Raw genomic sequence first — 15,633 nt, 5'->3', positions numbered from 1 at the left:
TCACGCAGTCACGCAGTCACGCAGTCACGCAGTCACGCAGTCACGCAGTCACGCAGTCACGCAGTCACGCAGTCACGCAGTCACGACGTTATCAAGCACTCTCTGATGGCAAGCAGTCCGATAGGTACGAATGGTGTGAGTAAAGAGAGCGCCTGGTGCGCTGGCGGAAGCATGCGAGCGCATACAATGCGACGTGAGGTACCTTTCAGCCGAGCGTAGCGAGGATGGAGCTAGCGGGCGGTATACCGCTCTGTTGGGTGGTGAGCGGTGTCAGAACCATTGCTCGAACCACTCCGCGTTCGTGACTGGCGCGGACACTTAGATGCGATCCACTCCGAGCACTACGGCACCGGGAAGTCATGCGTTGTCCGAGCGCCTTTCTTTTGGTTACTTTTCTTTGGCAAGACAAAGAAAAGTAACCGCCGCCCCGCGCAGGGGCGACGCTAATAGACCGACACGATCACAGGTGCTTCACGAAAAACAAAAGCGAACCACCAAAAACGAAATCAATCCTTCCCACCGCGCTCAACCAGCGCGCCTCCACGCGGCTCCCCGCCACCGCCGGTCTGCTTCTCGAGCCAGGCTCTCCGATCTTCCCGCGGCGTCACGCCAAACCGTTCGCGGTACGCATTAGAAAAATGCGCAGCAGAAGAAAACCCACAGGCGAGGCTAACCTGCACAACCGACTTGCTAGTCCGCTGCAGTTGAGTCCGAGCCTTGAGCAACCGAAGATTGAGGTAATACTTGGAGGGCATCGCCCCGAGATACTGCCGAAAGAGCCGCTCCAGTTGCCGGCGTGAAACGCCAACCAGCTCGGCGATCTCATCGGTCGTCAAAGGATCTTCGACATTGGCTTCCATCAAAAGCAAAGCATCGTTCAACTGAGGGTGTCGCTCACCGGGCGCGGTAACAAAAGGAATCCGCTGCCGTTCCTCGCCACTGCGCAAAGTCCCGGCCCCAAGCGCATCGGCGATCCTCTCAGCGAGATCGGGCCCATGTTCCCGGCCAATCATGGCCAGCATGAAATCAACCGTAGCCTGCCCACCGGCACAGGTGGCCCGATCCCGATCGATCTCGAAGATCTGCTGCGTGACGATCGAGCGCTCGAACTGTTCGGCGAACTGCTGATACGTCTCCCAGTTCACGCTCACGCGATACCCGGAAAGCTGCCCGGCCATCGCGAGCCACCACACGCCGTGGTGAATGCCAGTGACGATAGGTGTCCGCTGCCCCACCCTCGCGAGACTCGCGAGAAACAACCGATAGTCGGCAAACTGCTGAAACCGCTCCGACACGACGATGACCCAGTCGCACGCGATCGCATCGTTGAACGCCGCATCGGCATGCCACTGCGCGCCGCCGGCGAGCGGCACCGGCCGCCCGTCCCACGAACACACCTGCCACCGATACAGCAGCCGCCCGTCGATCTCGTTCGCAAGGTTCAGCGCATCGACGATCGGACCCACGCCCGACATCGACACGGGCGGCAATGCAACGATCGCCACCTGCGTCGTGCGGGTGGCGCCTGCGGGACGAGACACCGGTACCACGGTTGAAACCTGCCCTGTCGCGTTACTTGAGACTGCCCGACAGGAACTGCTTGAGCCGCTCGCTCTGCGGGCGCACCAGCACTTCCTTCGGATCGCCCTCTTCCTCGGTCCGCCCCTGATGCAGGAACATCACGTGGTTCGATACGTTGCGTGCGAAACCCATCTCGTGCGTGACGACGATCATCGTGCGGCCTTCCTCGGCCAGCTTCTGCATCACCTTCAGCACTTCGCCCACCAGCTCCGGGTCGAGCGCGGACGTCGGCTCGTCGAACAGCATCACGTCCGGATGCATCGCCAGCGCACGCGCAATCGCCACGCGCTGCTGCTGGCCGCCCGACAGGTGCGACGGATACTGCTTCTCGACGCGCGGCGGCAAGCCGACCTTCTCCAGATACTCGCGCGCCCGCTCCTCGGCTTCCTTCTTCGAAATGCCGAGCACGTGCACGGGGGCTTCCATCACGTTCTCGAGCACGTTCATGTGCGCCCACAGGTTGAAGTGCTGGAACACCATCGCGAGCTTCGTGCGGATGCGCTGCAGCTGCTTGTGATCGGCGACTTCGAGCGCACCGGCGCGGTCGGCCTTCGTGCGTACGGCCTCGCCGTCGACGACGATCTGCCCCGCATTGGGCCGCTCGAGAAAATTGATGCAGCGCAGGAACGTGCTCTTGCCCGAGCCGCTCGCGCCGATGATGCTGATGACGTCACCGGCCTTCGCGTTCAGCGATACGCCCTTGAGCACTTCGTTGTCGCCGTAGCGCTTGTGAATGTCGACCGCGGCAAGCTTGGTGGAAGCGGCAGCGCTCGTTTGAGTGATCTCGGCCAACTGGCTCTCCTCGAAGTGATTCAATGACGGGCGGCCGCGAGATACGCAAGCCAGTGGCGCTCCGCGCGGCGAAACGCCGCGACGAGTGCGAACGATACCGCAAGATAGATCAGCGCGGCGATTCCGAACGACTGGAACGCCATGTAGGTCGCGGAATTCGCGTCGCGTGCAACCTTCAAGATGTCCGGCACGGTCGCCGTGAACGCGACGGTGGTCGCGTGCAGCATCAGGATCACCTCGTTGCTGTACAGCGGCAGCGCGCGGCGCAGCGCCGACGGCAGGATCACGCGGCGGTACATCGTGAACGGCGACATCCCGTAGGCCCGCGCAGCCTCGACCTCGCCGTGCGGAATCGCGCGGATCGCTCCCGCGAAGATCTCGGTCGTGTACGCGCAGGTGTTCAGCGCGAACGCGAGGATCGCGCAGTTGAAGCCGCTGCGGAAGAACGCGTCGAGCAGCGAGTGCGAACGCACGAACTCGAGGCTGTACATGCCGGTGTACAGCAGCAGCAACTGCACGTAGAGCGGCGTGCCGCGGAACACGTACGTGTAGAACCGCACCGGCGTCGACACCCACTTGTTCCTCGACACGCGCGCGACCGCAAGCGGCACCGCGCACACGAAGCCAAGCGAGATCGACGCGACGAGCAGCCACAGCGTTACCGCGAGGCCGGAGAGGCGCTGACCGTCCCAGTAAAGGAACGCCTGGCCGAATTCCTGGAGGATCTCGATCATAGTTCTGCGTGCCGCACGCCCATGGAATAACGCTTCTCGAGCTGGATCAGCACGAGGTTGGAAACGGTCGTGATCGCGAGATAGATCAGCGCCGCGACGAGGATGAAGAAGAACATGTTGAACGTGCTCTTGCCGGCGTCCTGCGCGGCCTTCACGACGTCCGCAAGCCCGATGATCGACACCAGCGCGGTGGCCTTCACGAGCACCTGCCAGTTGTTGCCGATGCCCGGCAGCGCGAAGCGCATCATCTGCGGAAACATGATCCGGGCGAACACGCGCGCGCCGCTCATCCCGTAAGCCGCACCGGCTTCGAGCTGGCCGCGCGGCACCGACAGGAACGCCCCGCGGAACGTCTCGGTGAAGTACGCGCCATAGATGAAGCCGAGCGTCAGCACGCCGGCCACGAACGGGTCGATGTCGATCTGGTCCCAGCCGACGAAGTCGGTGAACTGGTTCAGCCAGATCTGGATGCTGTAGAACAACAGCAGCATCAGGACAAGATCGGGCACCGAGCGGATCAGCGTCGTATAACCGGTCGCGATCGCTCGCAGCACCCGGTTATGCGACAGCTTCGCCACCGCGCCGATCAGCCCCAGCGCCACCGCAGTGGCGAGCGACAGCACCGACAGCTCGATGGTCTGCACGGTGCCGGCCCAGAGGACAGGACCAAAGCCGTAAAGGAACACGCGCGTCTCCAGAGTTGGAATGGATGCCGACGCGTATGCCTGTCCCGCGCCGGGCTGACGCGGATAGTCGCAAGCGAAATTGATTGTCTCAAATCACCTTGCATGGGATTGCTGCGTCGCAACAATCCGCCCCACCATTTGCAACCAAGGCCTACACCCCTGTTTCAAAAGGAAAAAAGCCGCTCCCTGACAACCGGATAACGGGCAGGGAAGCGGACTTTTTGCAATTTTCCGGTCGCTTTTTCGATATAGCGCCGAAGGCGGCTGCGCTTACCGTCCCTTCAGGATGTCGGAGCGCGAAGTCGTATAGACAAGCCCGTCCGGGCCGAAATGCACGTTGAAGAATGCGTCGGTGTTGACGCCGTCCTCGAGCCAGCGCCAGCTCCAGACCGTCTCGGGCTTGAGCGGATACTGCGCGATGTCGCCGGGCTTGCCGAGCAGGCGCCGCACCTCGTCCTCGTTCATCCCCGGGCGCACCTTCGCGAAATTCTCGGCGGTCAGCACCTGCGTCGCGCCCGTGTAGCGGCCGTTCGCATCGAGGTCGACGAACCACGTCTGGTTGCCCATCGGGCCGCGCGGGTATTCGAGGCGCTTCGAGCCGTCGGTGAAGTCACGCTCGGTCTCGGGCTTGCCCATCGTGCCGCGCACGTCGGCTTCGGTCGATTCGCCGACCTTCAGCCCCTTCAGCAGCAGCGGCGCGGGCTTGATCGCGTTGAAGAAGTCCCTGATACGTTGCACGTCGAGGTTGCCTTGCTTGTCGTCGCAGCCGGTCAGCGCCAGCGCGGCGGCCAGCATCGTCACGGGAAGCAGCCGGAAACGGAAATTCATCGGAAGAAATACGCGTCGAGAAAACACGCGGCAAGGATACCCGCGCGACGCCAAAAGCGCGAGACGGGCCCGCAGCCCGTCTCATGTTCAATGCATCGTTTCGGTTTCAGTTTCGGCCACGCGGCTCGTCGCGTGCGGCGCACGCGGCACGGCCGGCGGCACACCGATGCGGCGCCGCGTGCGCACGAGCTCGGCAAGCTGCCACGAACCGAGCGCCAGGCAACCGAACAGCACCTCGCGGCCACGCTTGACCAGCGCGAGCGACAGCGCCGTCTCGCGATCGACGCCGAACATCTGCGCGAGCAGCACGACGGTCGCCTCCTGCACGCCGAGGCCGCCCGGCACCATGAACGCCGCATGGCGCACGGCCTGCGTCATCGCCTCGATCGCGATCGCGCCGCCGATCGACACCGGATGGCCGAGCAGCGCGAGCGCCCAGTAGATCTCGAGCGCGCCGAGCGTGTAGCCGGCCAGCTGCCAGAAGAATGCGCTGAACAACAGGCCCGTACGCGACATCAGCCCATCGATGTCGGCATCGAGCCGCTTGCCGTCGACGCCCTGCAGCAGCCGGTGCGAATCGCCGAGCAGGCGGCCCGCGAAACGCTCGATTGCATGGAAAATCCCGCCGCGGCGCATCAGCACGACGCCGAGTACCGGCAGCGGCAGCGTGAGCAGCAGCACGAGCCCGATCGTGCCGCCGCCCATGTTGTCCGTCGTCGCGAGCAGCAGCACGAGGCCGAGCGCGGCGAACGCATACTGGACGACGATCGTCACGAGCACCTCGACGATCACCGACGCCGTCACGCGGCTCGCGTCCGGCACCTGCCAGCGCGCGAGCCGGATCCCGACCAGCTCGCCGCCGATCCCGACCACGGGCAACAGCCGGTTCACCGCTTCGCGCACGGTTGCGATCCACCACAGGAACGGCAGCGACGAGCGCTTGTCGAGCAGCAGGTGCCACGCGTAGGCGTCGAGCAGCAGCGGCAGCGCATGGAACGGCACCAGCCACAGCAGCGCATAACCGGCGCGCGCGAGCATCTGCGACACGTCGCCGATGCCTTCATGCAGCCCCAGCGCCAGCAGGATGCCAATGCCGAGCGGCCAGCCGAGCCATTTGATCCACTTGGTCATGACGGCTGCGCCCCCGGTGCGCGCGACGCCGGCGCGCCGCGCCGTGCCGCGGGCTGGCCGAACACGTCGGCAAAGCCGCCGGTCGCGACGCCCGCCGCCTTCAGCGCGGCCGCGACGCGCGGCGACAGCAGCGCATCGAGTTCGTCCACCGGACGGTAGCCGGACATCGTCGGCGTGATCGGGCCGTCGCCGGCCTCGGCCGGATGGCAGTAGATCTCGCCAACGCCCGGCGGCAGCTTGGCCAGCGCGTCGAGCAGCACGGCCTCGTCCATCGCGCCCGTATGCTCGATCCCGACCACGTAGTCGTTGTGTGCGAGCCCCGCGCGGTCGAGCCGTGCGCGCACGAGCGCAATCCACGGCTTGAGCAGCGCGGGCGCGCTCGTCTCGTAAGGCAGCCGCACCGCGCGCAGCCCGTAGTCGCGGCCGATCTCGATGATCATCGACAGCACGGTCGGATGCAGGTGGAAATGCTTGTGCGCGTTCACGTGATCGAGCGGCAGGCCGCTCGCCGCGAACGCGTCGAACTGCGCGCGAATCTCGCGGCGCAGTTGGGCACGCACGTGCGGCAGGAAGAAGAAGCGACAGCCGTCCTTCGCCATCGCGTCGCCGAACCGCCCGTCGGGGCCGACGAGCGCGGGAATCTCACGCGCGGGCAGCGTGGCCGGCCCGTCCGCGAGCACCAGATGCAGGCCGACCGCGAGCGACGGTAGCCGCCGCGCGCGTTCGATCGCATCCTGCGCCGCGGGCGCTCCGACCATCAGGCTGGCGGCGTTCAGCACGCCGTCGCGGTGCGCGCGCTCGACCGCCGCGTTGACGCGCGGGTGCAGCCCGAAGTCGTCCGCGGTGAAGATCAGCGCCCGCGCCGCCCGCTGCGTCGTCACGAATCAGGCCTCGTGTGCGCGCAGGAAGCGGAAGAACTCGACACCTTCGCGCAGACGGCGCTTCATCATGTCCCAGCTCGTCAGCATCTCGCGGACGATTTCCCAAATCTTCGACGGACGGAAGTAGAACTGGCGATAGAACTGCTCGAGATGGTGATAGATCTCGTCGCGCGACAGGTGCGCATAGCCGATCGCAGCGAGCTGCACGCCTTCCTTGCTGACCAGGTTGATGGTCTTGTTCTCTTCCATCCAGCCGTTCTCGACGGCCTGCTTGTAGAGCGTCGTGCCCGGATACGGCGCGGCGAGCGACACCTGGATCGTGTGCGGATTGATTTCCTTCGCGTACTCGATCGTCTTCTTGATGGTTTCCTGCGTCTCGCCCGGCAGGCCGAGGATGAAGGTACCGTGGATCTTGATGCCGAGCTTCTTGCAGTCCGCGCTGAAGCGGCGCGCGAAATCGGTGCGCACGCCCTTCTTGATGTTCACGAGGATCTGGTCGTCGCCGGATTCGAAGCCGACCAGCAGCAGGCGCAGGCCGTTTTCCTTCATGACCTTCAGCGACTTGTACGGCACGTTCGCCTTCGCGTTGCACGACCACGTCATGCCGAGCTTGCCCAGGCCGATGGCGATGGCTTCCGCGCGCGGCAGGTCGTCGGTGAAGGTGTCGTCGTCGAACATCAGTTCCTTCACTTCCGGCATGTTGTCGCGGATCCACTTCGCTTCCGCGAGCACGTTCTCGACCGAGCGGGTGCGATAGCGATGGCCGCTGACCGTCTGCGGCCACAGGCAGAACGTACAGCGCGACTTGCAGCCGCGGCCCGTGTAGATCGATACGTACGGATAGTTCAGGTAGCCGATGAAGTAGTTGTCGATCTTCAGGTCGCGCTTGTAGACGGGCGCGACGAACGGCAGTTCGTCCATGTTCTCGAGGATCGGACGCGCTTCGTTGTGCTCGATCGAGCCGTCCTTCGCGCGCCAGCTCAAGCCCTTGATCTGCGGGAACGGCTTGCCTTCGGCGATTTCCTTGCAGGTGTAGTCGAATTCCTCGCGGCACACGAAGTCGATTGCCTCGCTCGCCGTGAGCGAGTTGTGCGGATCGACCATCACCTTCGCGCCGACCATGCCGACCAGCAGCGACGGCTTCATCTTCTTCAGATCCTGCGCGAACATCGCGTCGGTCGGGAACGACGGCGTGCTCGTGTGGATGATCACGAGGTCGTAGTCGTTGGCGATCTTCAGCGTTTCCTCGACCGACAGGCCGTCGGCCGGCGCGTCGACGACGCGGCTGCCCGGCACGAGCGCGGCCGGCTGCGCGAGCCACGTCGGATACCAGAAGGAACGGATTTCGCGCTTCGCCTGATAGCGCGAGCCGGCTCCGCCGTCGAAGCCGTCATACGAAGGGGCCTGCAAGAACAGCGTTTTCATGAGTGCTCCGGTAGCCTGCATAGTTCGATTCGTCACAACGATTCAGTCAAAAAAACCGCGGGCCGCCCTGCCGGCGCCCGCCTCTTTGTCATGTCGCGCCGCGCGGCCTCGCCGCGCAACGCGTCTCGGCCCTTGGGCCGGATTCGATCGGAACGGCCCTAGCGGCCGTCCACGCCTTCCACTGCCGCCGTCGCGCGTTCGCCGCCGACAACCGTCATCCTCGCGCCGCGCCACACGACGTGCGTGCCGAACACGGCCGCGAGCCACTCGAGCGCGAGCAGCGTGTCGCGCACCGCGACGAGCGGCAGGTCGCGCCAGAATGCGCGCCAGCCATCCTCGCCGCGTGCGTGCAGCACGAGCCGCCCGAACGCGCCCACCACGACCGCCGCGCCTGCCAGCGAACCGGCGAAGGTTCCGTCAAGGCGCAGCGCGAGCGCCGCGCCGATCGCGAGCCACGGCACGGTGAACGTAATGAACAGGAACGCGAAACCGGCCGGGTTCAGCGACCGGATCGTGCGCAGCCAGCGTGTCTCGCGGTGCCACAGCGGCCCGAACGACGGCTCGATCACGTCGGTCGCGACCTCGACTTCCGACAGCACGGTGCGCCGCCCGAGGCGGCGCGGCAGCTCGGCCAGCCAGAAATCGTCGGCCAGCTCGTCCTTCAGCGCGGGAAAGCCGCCGATCCGGTCGAGCGTGTCGCGCGTCAGCGCGAGCGTCGCGCCGAAGCCGAAGCGGCTCGAGCGGCCGAGGTGCGTGATCCGGACCGACGGCGCGAACCATGCGTCGACGAACTGCGCGCCGATCCGCGTCCAGAACCCGCCGACGCTGCGCGCATGATACAGGCACGTGACGACACCGACCGACACATCGGCGAGCGGCGCCGTCACGCGCTCCAGATAGTCGGGCTTCACCGCGATGTCGCTGTCCGCGATCACGATGCGGCCGTACTTCGCGCGTTCGGCGAGGTTGATCAGGTTGCTGACCTTCAGGTTCTTGCCGTGCACGCGCGCGTCGACCACGAGCGTGATGTCGCACTCGGGATAATCGGCACGCAGCCGTTCGACCACGGCGATGGCCGGATCGACCGCCGACGCGACGCCGAACAGCACTTCATAACGCGGATGGCGCTGCTCGCAGAACGTCGCGAGGTTTTCGTACAGGTGCGGCTCCGCACCGCACAGCGGCTTGAGCACGCTGATCGGCTCGAAGCCGTCGCGCACGGCCGTGTGCGGCGTGCGCGGCCGCGGCGCGAACGCGGCAACGAGCGCATACCCGGCCGCGGCCAGCGTAAACACGATCAGGAGCCAGTCGAGCATCGTTACGGTTGCCGTCATGCGCGACGCCTCCCGGCGACCTGAACGCCATGGAGAACGCGTGAGCGTGATTGCACGTGATTCGGTATTCCGACAACGACGAACGCGGGCACGACCCGACTCCTTGTTCCAGCAGCGTCTGTATATGAGGGAGGCTCGACCCATCCTTCAGGTCTGGCCATGCCCGGCTTCGCGTGGTGCATCTCCGCACGACGCCCGGACGGGATGCGGGAAGACTCGTATGGCTACCTTCGGCACAACATGGGCAGGCGCCGGATTTTAGCAGCCTGCGGCACCCCGCGCTCGGCACTACGAGAAACGCACTGGTGCAATTCTGGCAAAGCTGTGCAGACGACGAACCATTTCGGCGCACCCGCGTTCACGTTAGCGTAAGCGGTTTGCAAGCGTATTGCAGTCTTGAAAATCAAACATTTCGTGCAAATTTGTACGTCGATGCGGATTCACATCCAATCGCCGTAAAGATTGGTAATTAATCAGCGATTAGATTGATTTTTGCAACGATGGCCGAATTCGACCCTGCATCCCTGAAAGGCGCATGGGTATCGGGCCGCCCCCAGCACGTTCCGGAACCCTTTGGCAAAATCCTTGGCATTTGTTGCGTAAGCGCATCACCCTGCTCCCCCGTTCGAAGGCCAACCGATGACTCCGTTTTCCGTACTCGATCTCGCCCCCATTCCGGCCGGCGCCGACGCCTCCCAGGCTTTCCGCAACACCGTTGATCTCGCGCAGCATGCGGAACGCTGGGGTTACCAGCGCTACTGGCTCGCCGAGCATCACAACATGCCCGGCATCGCGAGCGCGGCGACCGCCGTCGTCATCGGCCATGTCGCGGGCGCCACGCAGACGATCCGGGTCGGGTCGGGCGGCATCATGCTGCCGAACCACGCGCCGCTCGTGATCGCCGAGCAGTTCGGTACGCTTGCGTCGCTGTATCCGGGGCGCATCGATCTCGGCCTCGGCCGCGCGCCCGGCACCGACCAGACCACGTCGCGCGCACTGCGCCGCGACCTGATCGGCAGCGCCGACTCGTTTCCGGATGATGTCGCCGAGCTGCAGCGCTACTTCGCGGAGCCGGTGCCCGGCCAGCGCGTGCGCGCGGTGCCCGGTGCAGGGCTCGACGTGCCCGTGTGGCTGCTCGGCTCGAGCCTGTTCAGCGCCCAGCTCGCCGCGATGCTCGGGCTGCCGTTCGCGTTCGCGTCGCACTTCGCGCCGGATTACCTGATGCGCGCACTCGAGATCTATCGCGCGCAGTACCGGCCGTCGGCCGCGTGGCCGAAGCCGCATGCGATGGTCGGCGTCAACGTGTTTGTCGCCGATACCGACGACGAGGCGCGGCGCCTGTTCACGTCGCTGCAGCAGCAGTTCATCAACCTGCGGCGCGGCACGCCGGGCAAGCTGCCGCCGCCGGTCGACGTGCTCGAGGCGAATGAGCTCGAGCTCGCGACCGTCGCGCATTCGCTGTCGTTCGCGGCAGTGGGCTCGCGCGACACGGTGCGCGACAAGCTGCGCGACCGCATCGCGCAGACAGGCGCCGACGAGCTGATCGTCACCGCCCAGATCTACGATCACGCCGCACGGCTGCGCTCGTTCGAACTGACCGCGCAGATCCGCGACGAGCTCGCGAGCGACACGCGCTGACGGCCCGCGGCCGGCCCCGCATCACTGCGGGTGCACGGCCTCCAGCCCGTCGAGCAGCGCCTTGTGGAACGCGTCCGGGTCCTGGATCTGCGGCGCGTGCCCGAGCGCCGGGAATTCGACGAGCTGCGCGCCGGGGATCGCGGCCTGCGTGCGTTTCGCGAGTTCCGGATAGTGGCCGAGCTTCGCATGCACGTCGGGCGGCGCGACGTCCTTGCCGATCGCGGTCGTGTCCTTGTCGCCGATCATCAGCAGCGTCGGCACGCGGATCGCGCCGAGTTCGTAGACCACCGGCTGCGTGAAAATCATGTCGTAGATCAGCGCGGAGTTCCATGCGACCGCGTCGCGACCGGCGCCACGGTACATCCCGGCCAGCATCTGCACCCAGCGCTCGTACGACGGCGACCACTTGCCCGCGTAGTACGTGCCCTGCTCGTAGCGGCGGATACCGTCGGCCGTGGTCTTCTGCTCGCGCGCATACCAGTAGTCGACCGACAGCGGCGGCACGCCGAGCGCCTTCCAGTCCTCGAGGCCGATCGGGTTCACGAGCACGAGCTGGTCGGTCGCCTTCGGATACATCAGCGCGTAGCGCATCGCGAGCATCCCGCCCGTCGAGTGGCCGACGATCGTCGCCGACTTCACGCCCAACGATTCGAGCAGCGCGTGCGTGTTGTGCGCCAGCTGCTGGAAGCTGTACTGGTAGCGATCGGGCTTCGACGACTTGCAGAAGCCGATCTGGTCCGGCGCGATCACGCGATAGCCCGCGTGGCTCAGCACGCCGATCGTGTCCTCCCAGGTCGCCGCGCAGAAGTTCTTCCCGTGCAGCAGCACGACGGTGCGGCCGTTCGGGTGCGCCGGCTGGACGTCGAGGTAGGCCATCTCGAGGGTGTCGCGCTGCGACACGAACGTGTACAGATGCACGGGCGCCGGATAAGTGAACCCTTCCAGGCGCGGGCCGTACACGGGCCCGTCGTTGCCGGCGGGCGATACGGCCATCGCCGCCGCAGGCATGGCACACGCGGCGGCGACGCCAGCACCGAGCGCGGTGGCGCGCGCGGCAAACAACATCTTGCGAATCGAAAGCATGGCGATCACGGTGATTGGAGACGCACGCGGGCAGCCGGGCCGCCTCGCGCCCCGCGATTCTACGCGGTCGTGCTGACGACGGCGCGCAACACTCCGGGGCTGTGCGACTTCCGCGCGCGCGACGAACTCGGGTATCGTGTGACGTGACCCTGAAACGCGTGCAGGCGATTCCCATGAAAAACGTCCTCAGCATTCAGTCGCACGTCATCTACGGCCATGCCGGCAACAGTGCGGCCGTGTTCCCGATGCAGCGCCTCGGCGTCAACGTCTGGCCGCTCAATACCGTCCAGTTGTCGAATCACATGCAGTACGGCCACTGGGCCGGCAGCGCGATCGATGCCGCCAAGATGGAGCAGCTCGTCGACGGCATCGCCGCGATCGGCGCGCTCAAGCGCTGCGACGCCGTGCTGTCCGGCTTCCTCGGCTCGCCGCCGCAGGCGCGGGCGGCCGTCGAGATCGTCCGCTCGGTGAAGGCGATGAACCCGAACGCGTGGTACTTCTGCGATCCGGCGATGGGCCAGACGGGCGGCATCCGGCCCGAGCCCGGTGTCGAGGAATTCATGGTCCAGGAGATGCCGGCGCTCGCGGACGGCATGTCGCCGAACCACACCGAACTGCAGAAGCTCGCCGGGCGGCGCATCGAGACCGTCGCCGAAGCCGTCGAAGCCTGCCGCGCGCTGATCCGCCGCGGCCCGCAGATCATCCTCGTCAAGCACCTGCACGACCGCAACAGCCCGGCCGACCGTTTCAACATGCTCGCCGTCACCGAAACCGAAGCGTGGATCGGCCAGCGCCCGCTGTACGCGTTTCCGCGCCATCCGGTCGGTGTCGGCGACCTGACCAGCGCGATCTTCGTTGCCTGCCGGCTGCGCGGCGACTCCGTGCGCGCCGCGTTCGAGCACACGCTCGCCGCCGTGCACGCGGTCGTGAAGGCCACCTACGATGCGCGCCGCTACGAGCTCGAACTCGTCGCCGCGCAGGACGAAATCGCGCGCCCGAGCGAATGGTTCGGCGCGTGGGTGACGGACGCCTGACGCGCCGGCATCGCCCTCCGCTTCACCGGCGCGCGTCCCGCGTCGCGCCGCTTTCCCGCCCTGCCCCTGCCTCGCCACGACCGCTGGCAACTGGCGCGCCGACGCTGCTTCGATATCGTTTCCGTGCGGATGCAAACGTTTTCGGACTTCACATGAATGACACCGATTCCTCGCTATGCTCGCGGCGGCACAACCCGGCGCAGCCGCATCCTGCGACCCGGGCGCGCCGTTCCAGCAGGTCCCGCCAATCGGCTCCCTCCTTTACCGCACGATAACGACCATGACTCGATCGAACCGTCGTGACTTCCTGCGCGTCGCTGCCGGCACCGCCGGCGCCGCCGCGCTGAACCTGTTTCCGCCCGTGATTCGCGATGCGCTTGCGATTCCCGCGAACCGCCGCACCGGCACCCTCCGCGATATCGAACACATCGTGATCCTGATGCAGGAGAACCGCTCGTTCGACCACTACTTCGGCACGATGCGCGGTGTCCGCGGCTTCGGTGACCCGCGCCCGCTGCGCCTCGCGAACGGCAAGTCGGTGTTCCACCAGCCGGTCGGCCCGGCCGAACTGCTGCCGTTCCATCCGGGCGCGGACAAGCTCGGCCTGCAGTTCCTGCAGGACCTGCCGCACGGCTGGCAGGACATGCACGCCGCGTGGAACAAAGGCCGCTACGACCAGTGGGTGCCGAACAAGGGCACCACGACGATGGCGTACCTGAAGCGCGACGACATCCCGTTCCACTACCAGCTCGCCGATGCGTTCACGATCTGCGACGCGTACCACTGCGCAATCCCGAGCTCGACCGATCCGAACCGCTACTACATGTGGACGGGCTACGTCGGCAACGACGGCACGGGCGGCGGCCCGGTGCTCGGCAACGAGGAAAAGGGCTACGCCTGGACGACCTATCCGGAAGTGCTCGAACAGGCCGGCGTGTCGTGGAAGATCTACCAGGACGTCGGCACCGGGCTCGACGCGAACGGCTCGTGGGGCTGGACGCAGAACCCGTACATCGGCAACTACGGCGACAACTCGCTGCTCTACTTCAACCAGTACCGCAGCGCGCTGCCCGGCACGCCGCTGTACGACAAGGCGCGCACCGGCACCAACATCAGCGCCAGCGGCACGCTGTTCGACATCCTGCAGCAGGACGTGAAGAACGGCACGCTGCCGCAGGTGTCGTGGATCTGCGCGCCGGAAGCGTATTCCGAGCATCCGAACTGGCCCGCGAACTACGGCGCGTGGTACATCGAGCAGGTACTGAAGGCGCTCGTGTCGAATCCGGACGTGTGGAGCAAGACCGCGCTGTTCATCACCTACGACGAGAACGACGGCTTCTTCGACCACGTGCCGCCGCCGTTCGCGCCGCAGTCGCGCGACAACGGGCTGTCGACGGTCGCGACGACCAACGAGGTGTTCCCCGGCGACGCATCGCACATGGCCGGCCCGTACGGACTCGGGCCGCGCGTGCCGATGCTGGTCGTGTCGCCGTGGACGAAGGGCGGCTGGGTCTGCTCGCAGACCTTCGATCACACGTCGCTGCTGCAATTCATCGAGGCACGTTTCGGCGCGCAGTATCCGGTCAAGGCCGGCAACGTGTCGCCGTGGCGCCGCACGGTGTGCGGCGACCTGACCGCCGCGTTCGATTTCGCGACGGCCGACGCCGGCTGGCCGACGCTGCCGGACACGAGCGGCTACGCGCCGCCCGACCGCCTGCGCCATCCCGACTACATCCCCGTGCCGCCGGTACTGCAGAAGCTGCCGAAGCAGGAGGCCGGGCTGCGGCCGGCGCGCGCGCTGCCGTACGAGCTGTTCGTGCATGGCCGCATCGACGCGCCCAACGGCCCGTTCCGGCTGACCTTCGCGAACACCGGCCAGGCGGGCGCCGCGTTCCAGGTCCAGTCGCGCAACCGACTCGACGGCCCGTGGGCGTACACGGTCGAAGCCGGCAAGCGCGTCGCCGACACCTGGAGCGCCGCCGCGTCGCTCGGCCTGTACGACCTCGACGTGTATGGCCCGAACGGCTTCTACTGCCACTTCCGCGGCCCGTTCGCGACCGGCATCGGCAACGCGAGCGTGAACCCCGAGGTGATCTACGGCTATGACGTCGCGAACGGCAACATCACGCTGCGCCTGATGAACCGCGGCCACAAGGCCGTGCGGCTCAAGGTCACGAACGCGTATGGCCACGGCCACGCGCGCACGTTCGACCTCGCGCCGGGCCAGCAGATCGACGACTACTGGGATCTGCGCGGCAGCCACGGCTGGTACGACCTGACCGTCAGCGACGGCCGGCTGCTCGGCTTCCTGCGCCGCTTCGCGGGCCACGTCGAGACGGGCCGCCCGAGCGCCAGCGATCCGCTGATCCGCACGCACGCATCGCACGACGATGCCGAAGCCGCATCGGACGCACTGTCCGACTGACGGCGTCCCGTGCGCGGCGCGGCCCCGGCGGGCCGCGCCGCCTCCGTGCCCCTCGCCCTTC

The 15,633-nt window shown here is 66.4% G+C and carries 13 protein-coding genes; 3 read left to right on the top strand and 10 right to left on the bottom strand.

Translation table 11 applies throughout. The annotated features are described in order from the left end of the window. Positions 1–506 precede the first annotated feature (506 nt). The 9 genes from BDO18943_RS35635 to hpnI all read right to left on the bottom strand — a co-directional run bounded on the left by BDO18943_RS35635 (position 507) and on the right by hpnI (position 9,392). Positions 507–1,550, bottom strand: a complete 1,044-nt coding sequence (locus BDO18943_RS35635; protein WP_043182066.1) for a GlxA family transcriptional regulator — start codon at positions 1,548–1,550, stop codon at positions 507–509. 22 nt (positions 1,551–1,572) lie between these two features. After that, positions 1,573–2,373, bottom strand: a complete 801-nt coding sequence (locus BDO18943_RS35630) for an ABC transporter ATP-binding protein (protein ID WP_043182063.1) — start codon at positions 2,371–2,373, stop codon at positions 1,573–1,575. 20 nt (positions 2,374–2,393) lie between these two features. After that, positions 2,394–3,107 carry an ABC transporter permease gene (locus BDO18943_RS35625; protein ID WP_043182061.1) on the bottom strand — a complete coding sequence of 238 codons (714 nt, stop codon included), beginning with the start codon at positions 3,105–3,107 and terminating at the stop codon, positions 2,394–2,396. Continuing rightward, complete coding sequence (locus BDO18943_RS35620; protein WP_043182060.1) at positions 3,104–3,793, bottom strand: ABC transporter permease; 690 nt, start codon at positions 3,791–3,793, stop codon at positions 3,104–3,106. Before BDO18943_RS35620 ends, BDO18943_RS35625 begins: the two co-directional genes overlap by 4 nt. A gap of 270 nt (positions 3,794–4,063) precedes the next feature. After that, complete coding sequence (locus tag BDO18943_RS35615) at positions 4,064–4,621, bottom strand: lipoprotein (protein WP_043182057.1); 558 nt, start codon at positions 4,619–4,621, stop codon at positions 4,064–4,066. Between the two features lie 87 nt (positions 4,622–4,708). Continuing rightward, a complete protein-coding gene (locus BDO18943_RS35610) occupies positions 4,709–5,752 on the bottom strand; it encodes a lysylphosphatidylglycerol synthase domain-containing protein (RefSeq protein ID WP_175025906.1) in 1,044 nt (347 codons plus the stop codon). After that, on the bottom strand, positions 5,749–6,633 hold the full coding sequence (gene hpnK, locus BDO18943_RS35605) for a hopanoid biosynthesis-associated protein HpnK (RefSeq protein ID WP_175025905.1): 885 nt from the start codon (positions 6,631–6,633) through the stop codon (positions 5,749–5,751). Before hpnK ends, BDO18943_RS35610 begins: the two co-directional genes overlap by 4 nt. 3 nt (positions 6,634–6,636) lie before the next feature. Continuing rightward, the gene (hpnJ, locus tag BDO18943_RS35600) at positions 6,637–8,058 is read right to left on the bottom strand and encodes a hopanoid biosynthesis associated radical SAM protein HpnJ (RefSeq protein WP_043182051.1); all 1,422 of its coding nucleotides are present in this window, start codon (positions 8,056–8,058) and stop codon (positions 6,637–6,639) included. Positions 8,059–8,216: 158 nt separating this feature from the next. Then, entirely contained in the window at positions 8,217–9,392 is a 1,176-nt protein-coding gene (gene hpnI / locus BDO18943_RS35595) for a bacteriohopanetetrol glucosamine biosynthesis glycosyltransferase HpnI (protein ID WP_043182050.1), read from the bottom strand. Positions 9,393–10,031: 639 nt separating this feature from the next. On the opposite strand from hpnI, the gene BDO18943_RS35590 reads away from it, so the two are divergent. Further along, positions 10,032–11,030: an LLM class flavin-dependent oxidoreductase gene (locus BDO18943_RS35590; RefSeq protein ID WP_043182049.1), complete on the top strand. Its 999-nt coding sequence runs from the start codon at positions 10,032–10,034 to the stop codon at positions 11,028–11,030. Between the two features lie 21 nt (positions 11,031–11,051). On the opposite strand, the gene BDO18943_RS35585 is transcribed toward BDO18943_RS35590, so the two are convergent. Then, positions 11,052–12,113: an alpha/beta fold hydrolase gene (locus BDO18943_RS35585; RefSeq protein ID WP_175025904.1), complete on the bottom strand. Its 1,062-nt coding sequence runs from the start codon at positions 12,111–12,113 to the stop codon at positions 11,052–11,054. A 173-nt stretch (positions 12,114–12,286) separates the two neighbouring features. On the opposite strand from BDO18943_RS35585, the gene pdxY reads away from it, so the two are divergent. Continuing rightward, complete coding sequence (pdxY, locus tag BDO18943_RS35580) at positions 12,287–13,147, top strand: pyridoxal kinase PdxY (protein ID WP_042977705.1); 861 nt, start codon at positions 12,287–12,289, stop codon at positions 13,145–13,147. Positions 13,148–13,427: 280 nt separating this feature from the next. Further along, positions 13,428–15,572: a phosphocholine-specific phospholipase C gene (locus tag BDO18943_RS35575; RefSeq protein ID WP_175025903.1), complete on the top strand. Its 2,145-nt coding sequence runs from the start codon at positions 13,428–13,430 to the stop codon at positions 15,570–15,572. The last annotated feature ends 61 nt before the right edge of the window (positions 15,573–15,633 follow it).

Origin of the sequence: Burkholderia aenigmatica, from assembly GCF_902499175.1 — a bacterium.
GTDB classification, from domain to species: Bacteria; Pseudomonadota; Gammaproteobacteria; order Burkholderiales; family Burkholderiaceae; genus Burkholderia; species Burkholderia aenigmatica.
The sequence above is the reverse complement of the archived record's forward strand: the minus strand, read 5'-3'. Positions and strand labels throughout refer to the sequence as shown.

Excerpts from the sequence above, each read along its gene's own strand:
- hpnI (WP_043182050.1), bottom strand. The coding sequence starts at position 9,392 with ATGACGGCAACCGTAACGATGCTCGACTGGCTCCTGATCGTGTTTACG.
- pdxY (WP_042977705.1), top strand. The coding sequence starts at position 12,287 with ATGAAAAACGTCCTCAGCATTCAGTCGCACGTCATCTACGGCCATGCC.
- BDO18943_RS35575 (WP_175025903.1), top strand. The coding sequence starts at position 13,428 with ATGACTCGATCGAACCGTCGTGACTTCCTGCGCGTCGCTGCCGGCACC.
- BDO18943_RS35615 (WP_043182057.1), bottom strand. The coding sequence starts at position 4,621 with ATGAATTTCCGTTTCCGGCTGCTTCCCGTGACGATGCTGGCCGCCGCG.
- hpnJ (WP_043182051.1), bottom strand. The coding sequence starts at position 8,058 with ATGAAAACGCTGTTCTTGCAGGCCCCTTCGTATGACGGCTTCGACGGC.
- BDO18943_RS35610 (WP_175025906.1), bottom strand. The coding sequence starts at position 5,752 with ATGACCAAGTGGATCAAATGGCTCGGCTGGCCGCTCGGCATTGGCATC.
- BDO18943_RS35625 (WP_043182061.1), bottom strand. The coding sequence starts at position 3,107 with ATGATCGAGATCCTCCAGGAATTCGGCCAGGCGTTCCTTTACTGGGAC.
- BDO18943_RS35585 (WP_175025904.1), bottom strand. The coding sequence starts at position 12,113 with ATGCTTTCGATTCGCAAGATGTTGTTTGCCGCGCGCGCCACCGCGCTC.
- BDO18943_RS35590 (WP_043182049.1), top strand. The coding sequence starts at position 10,032 with ATGACTCCGTTTTCCGTACTCGATCTCGCCCCCATTCCGGCCGGCGCC.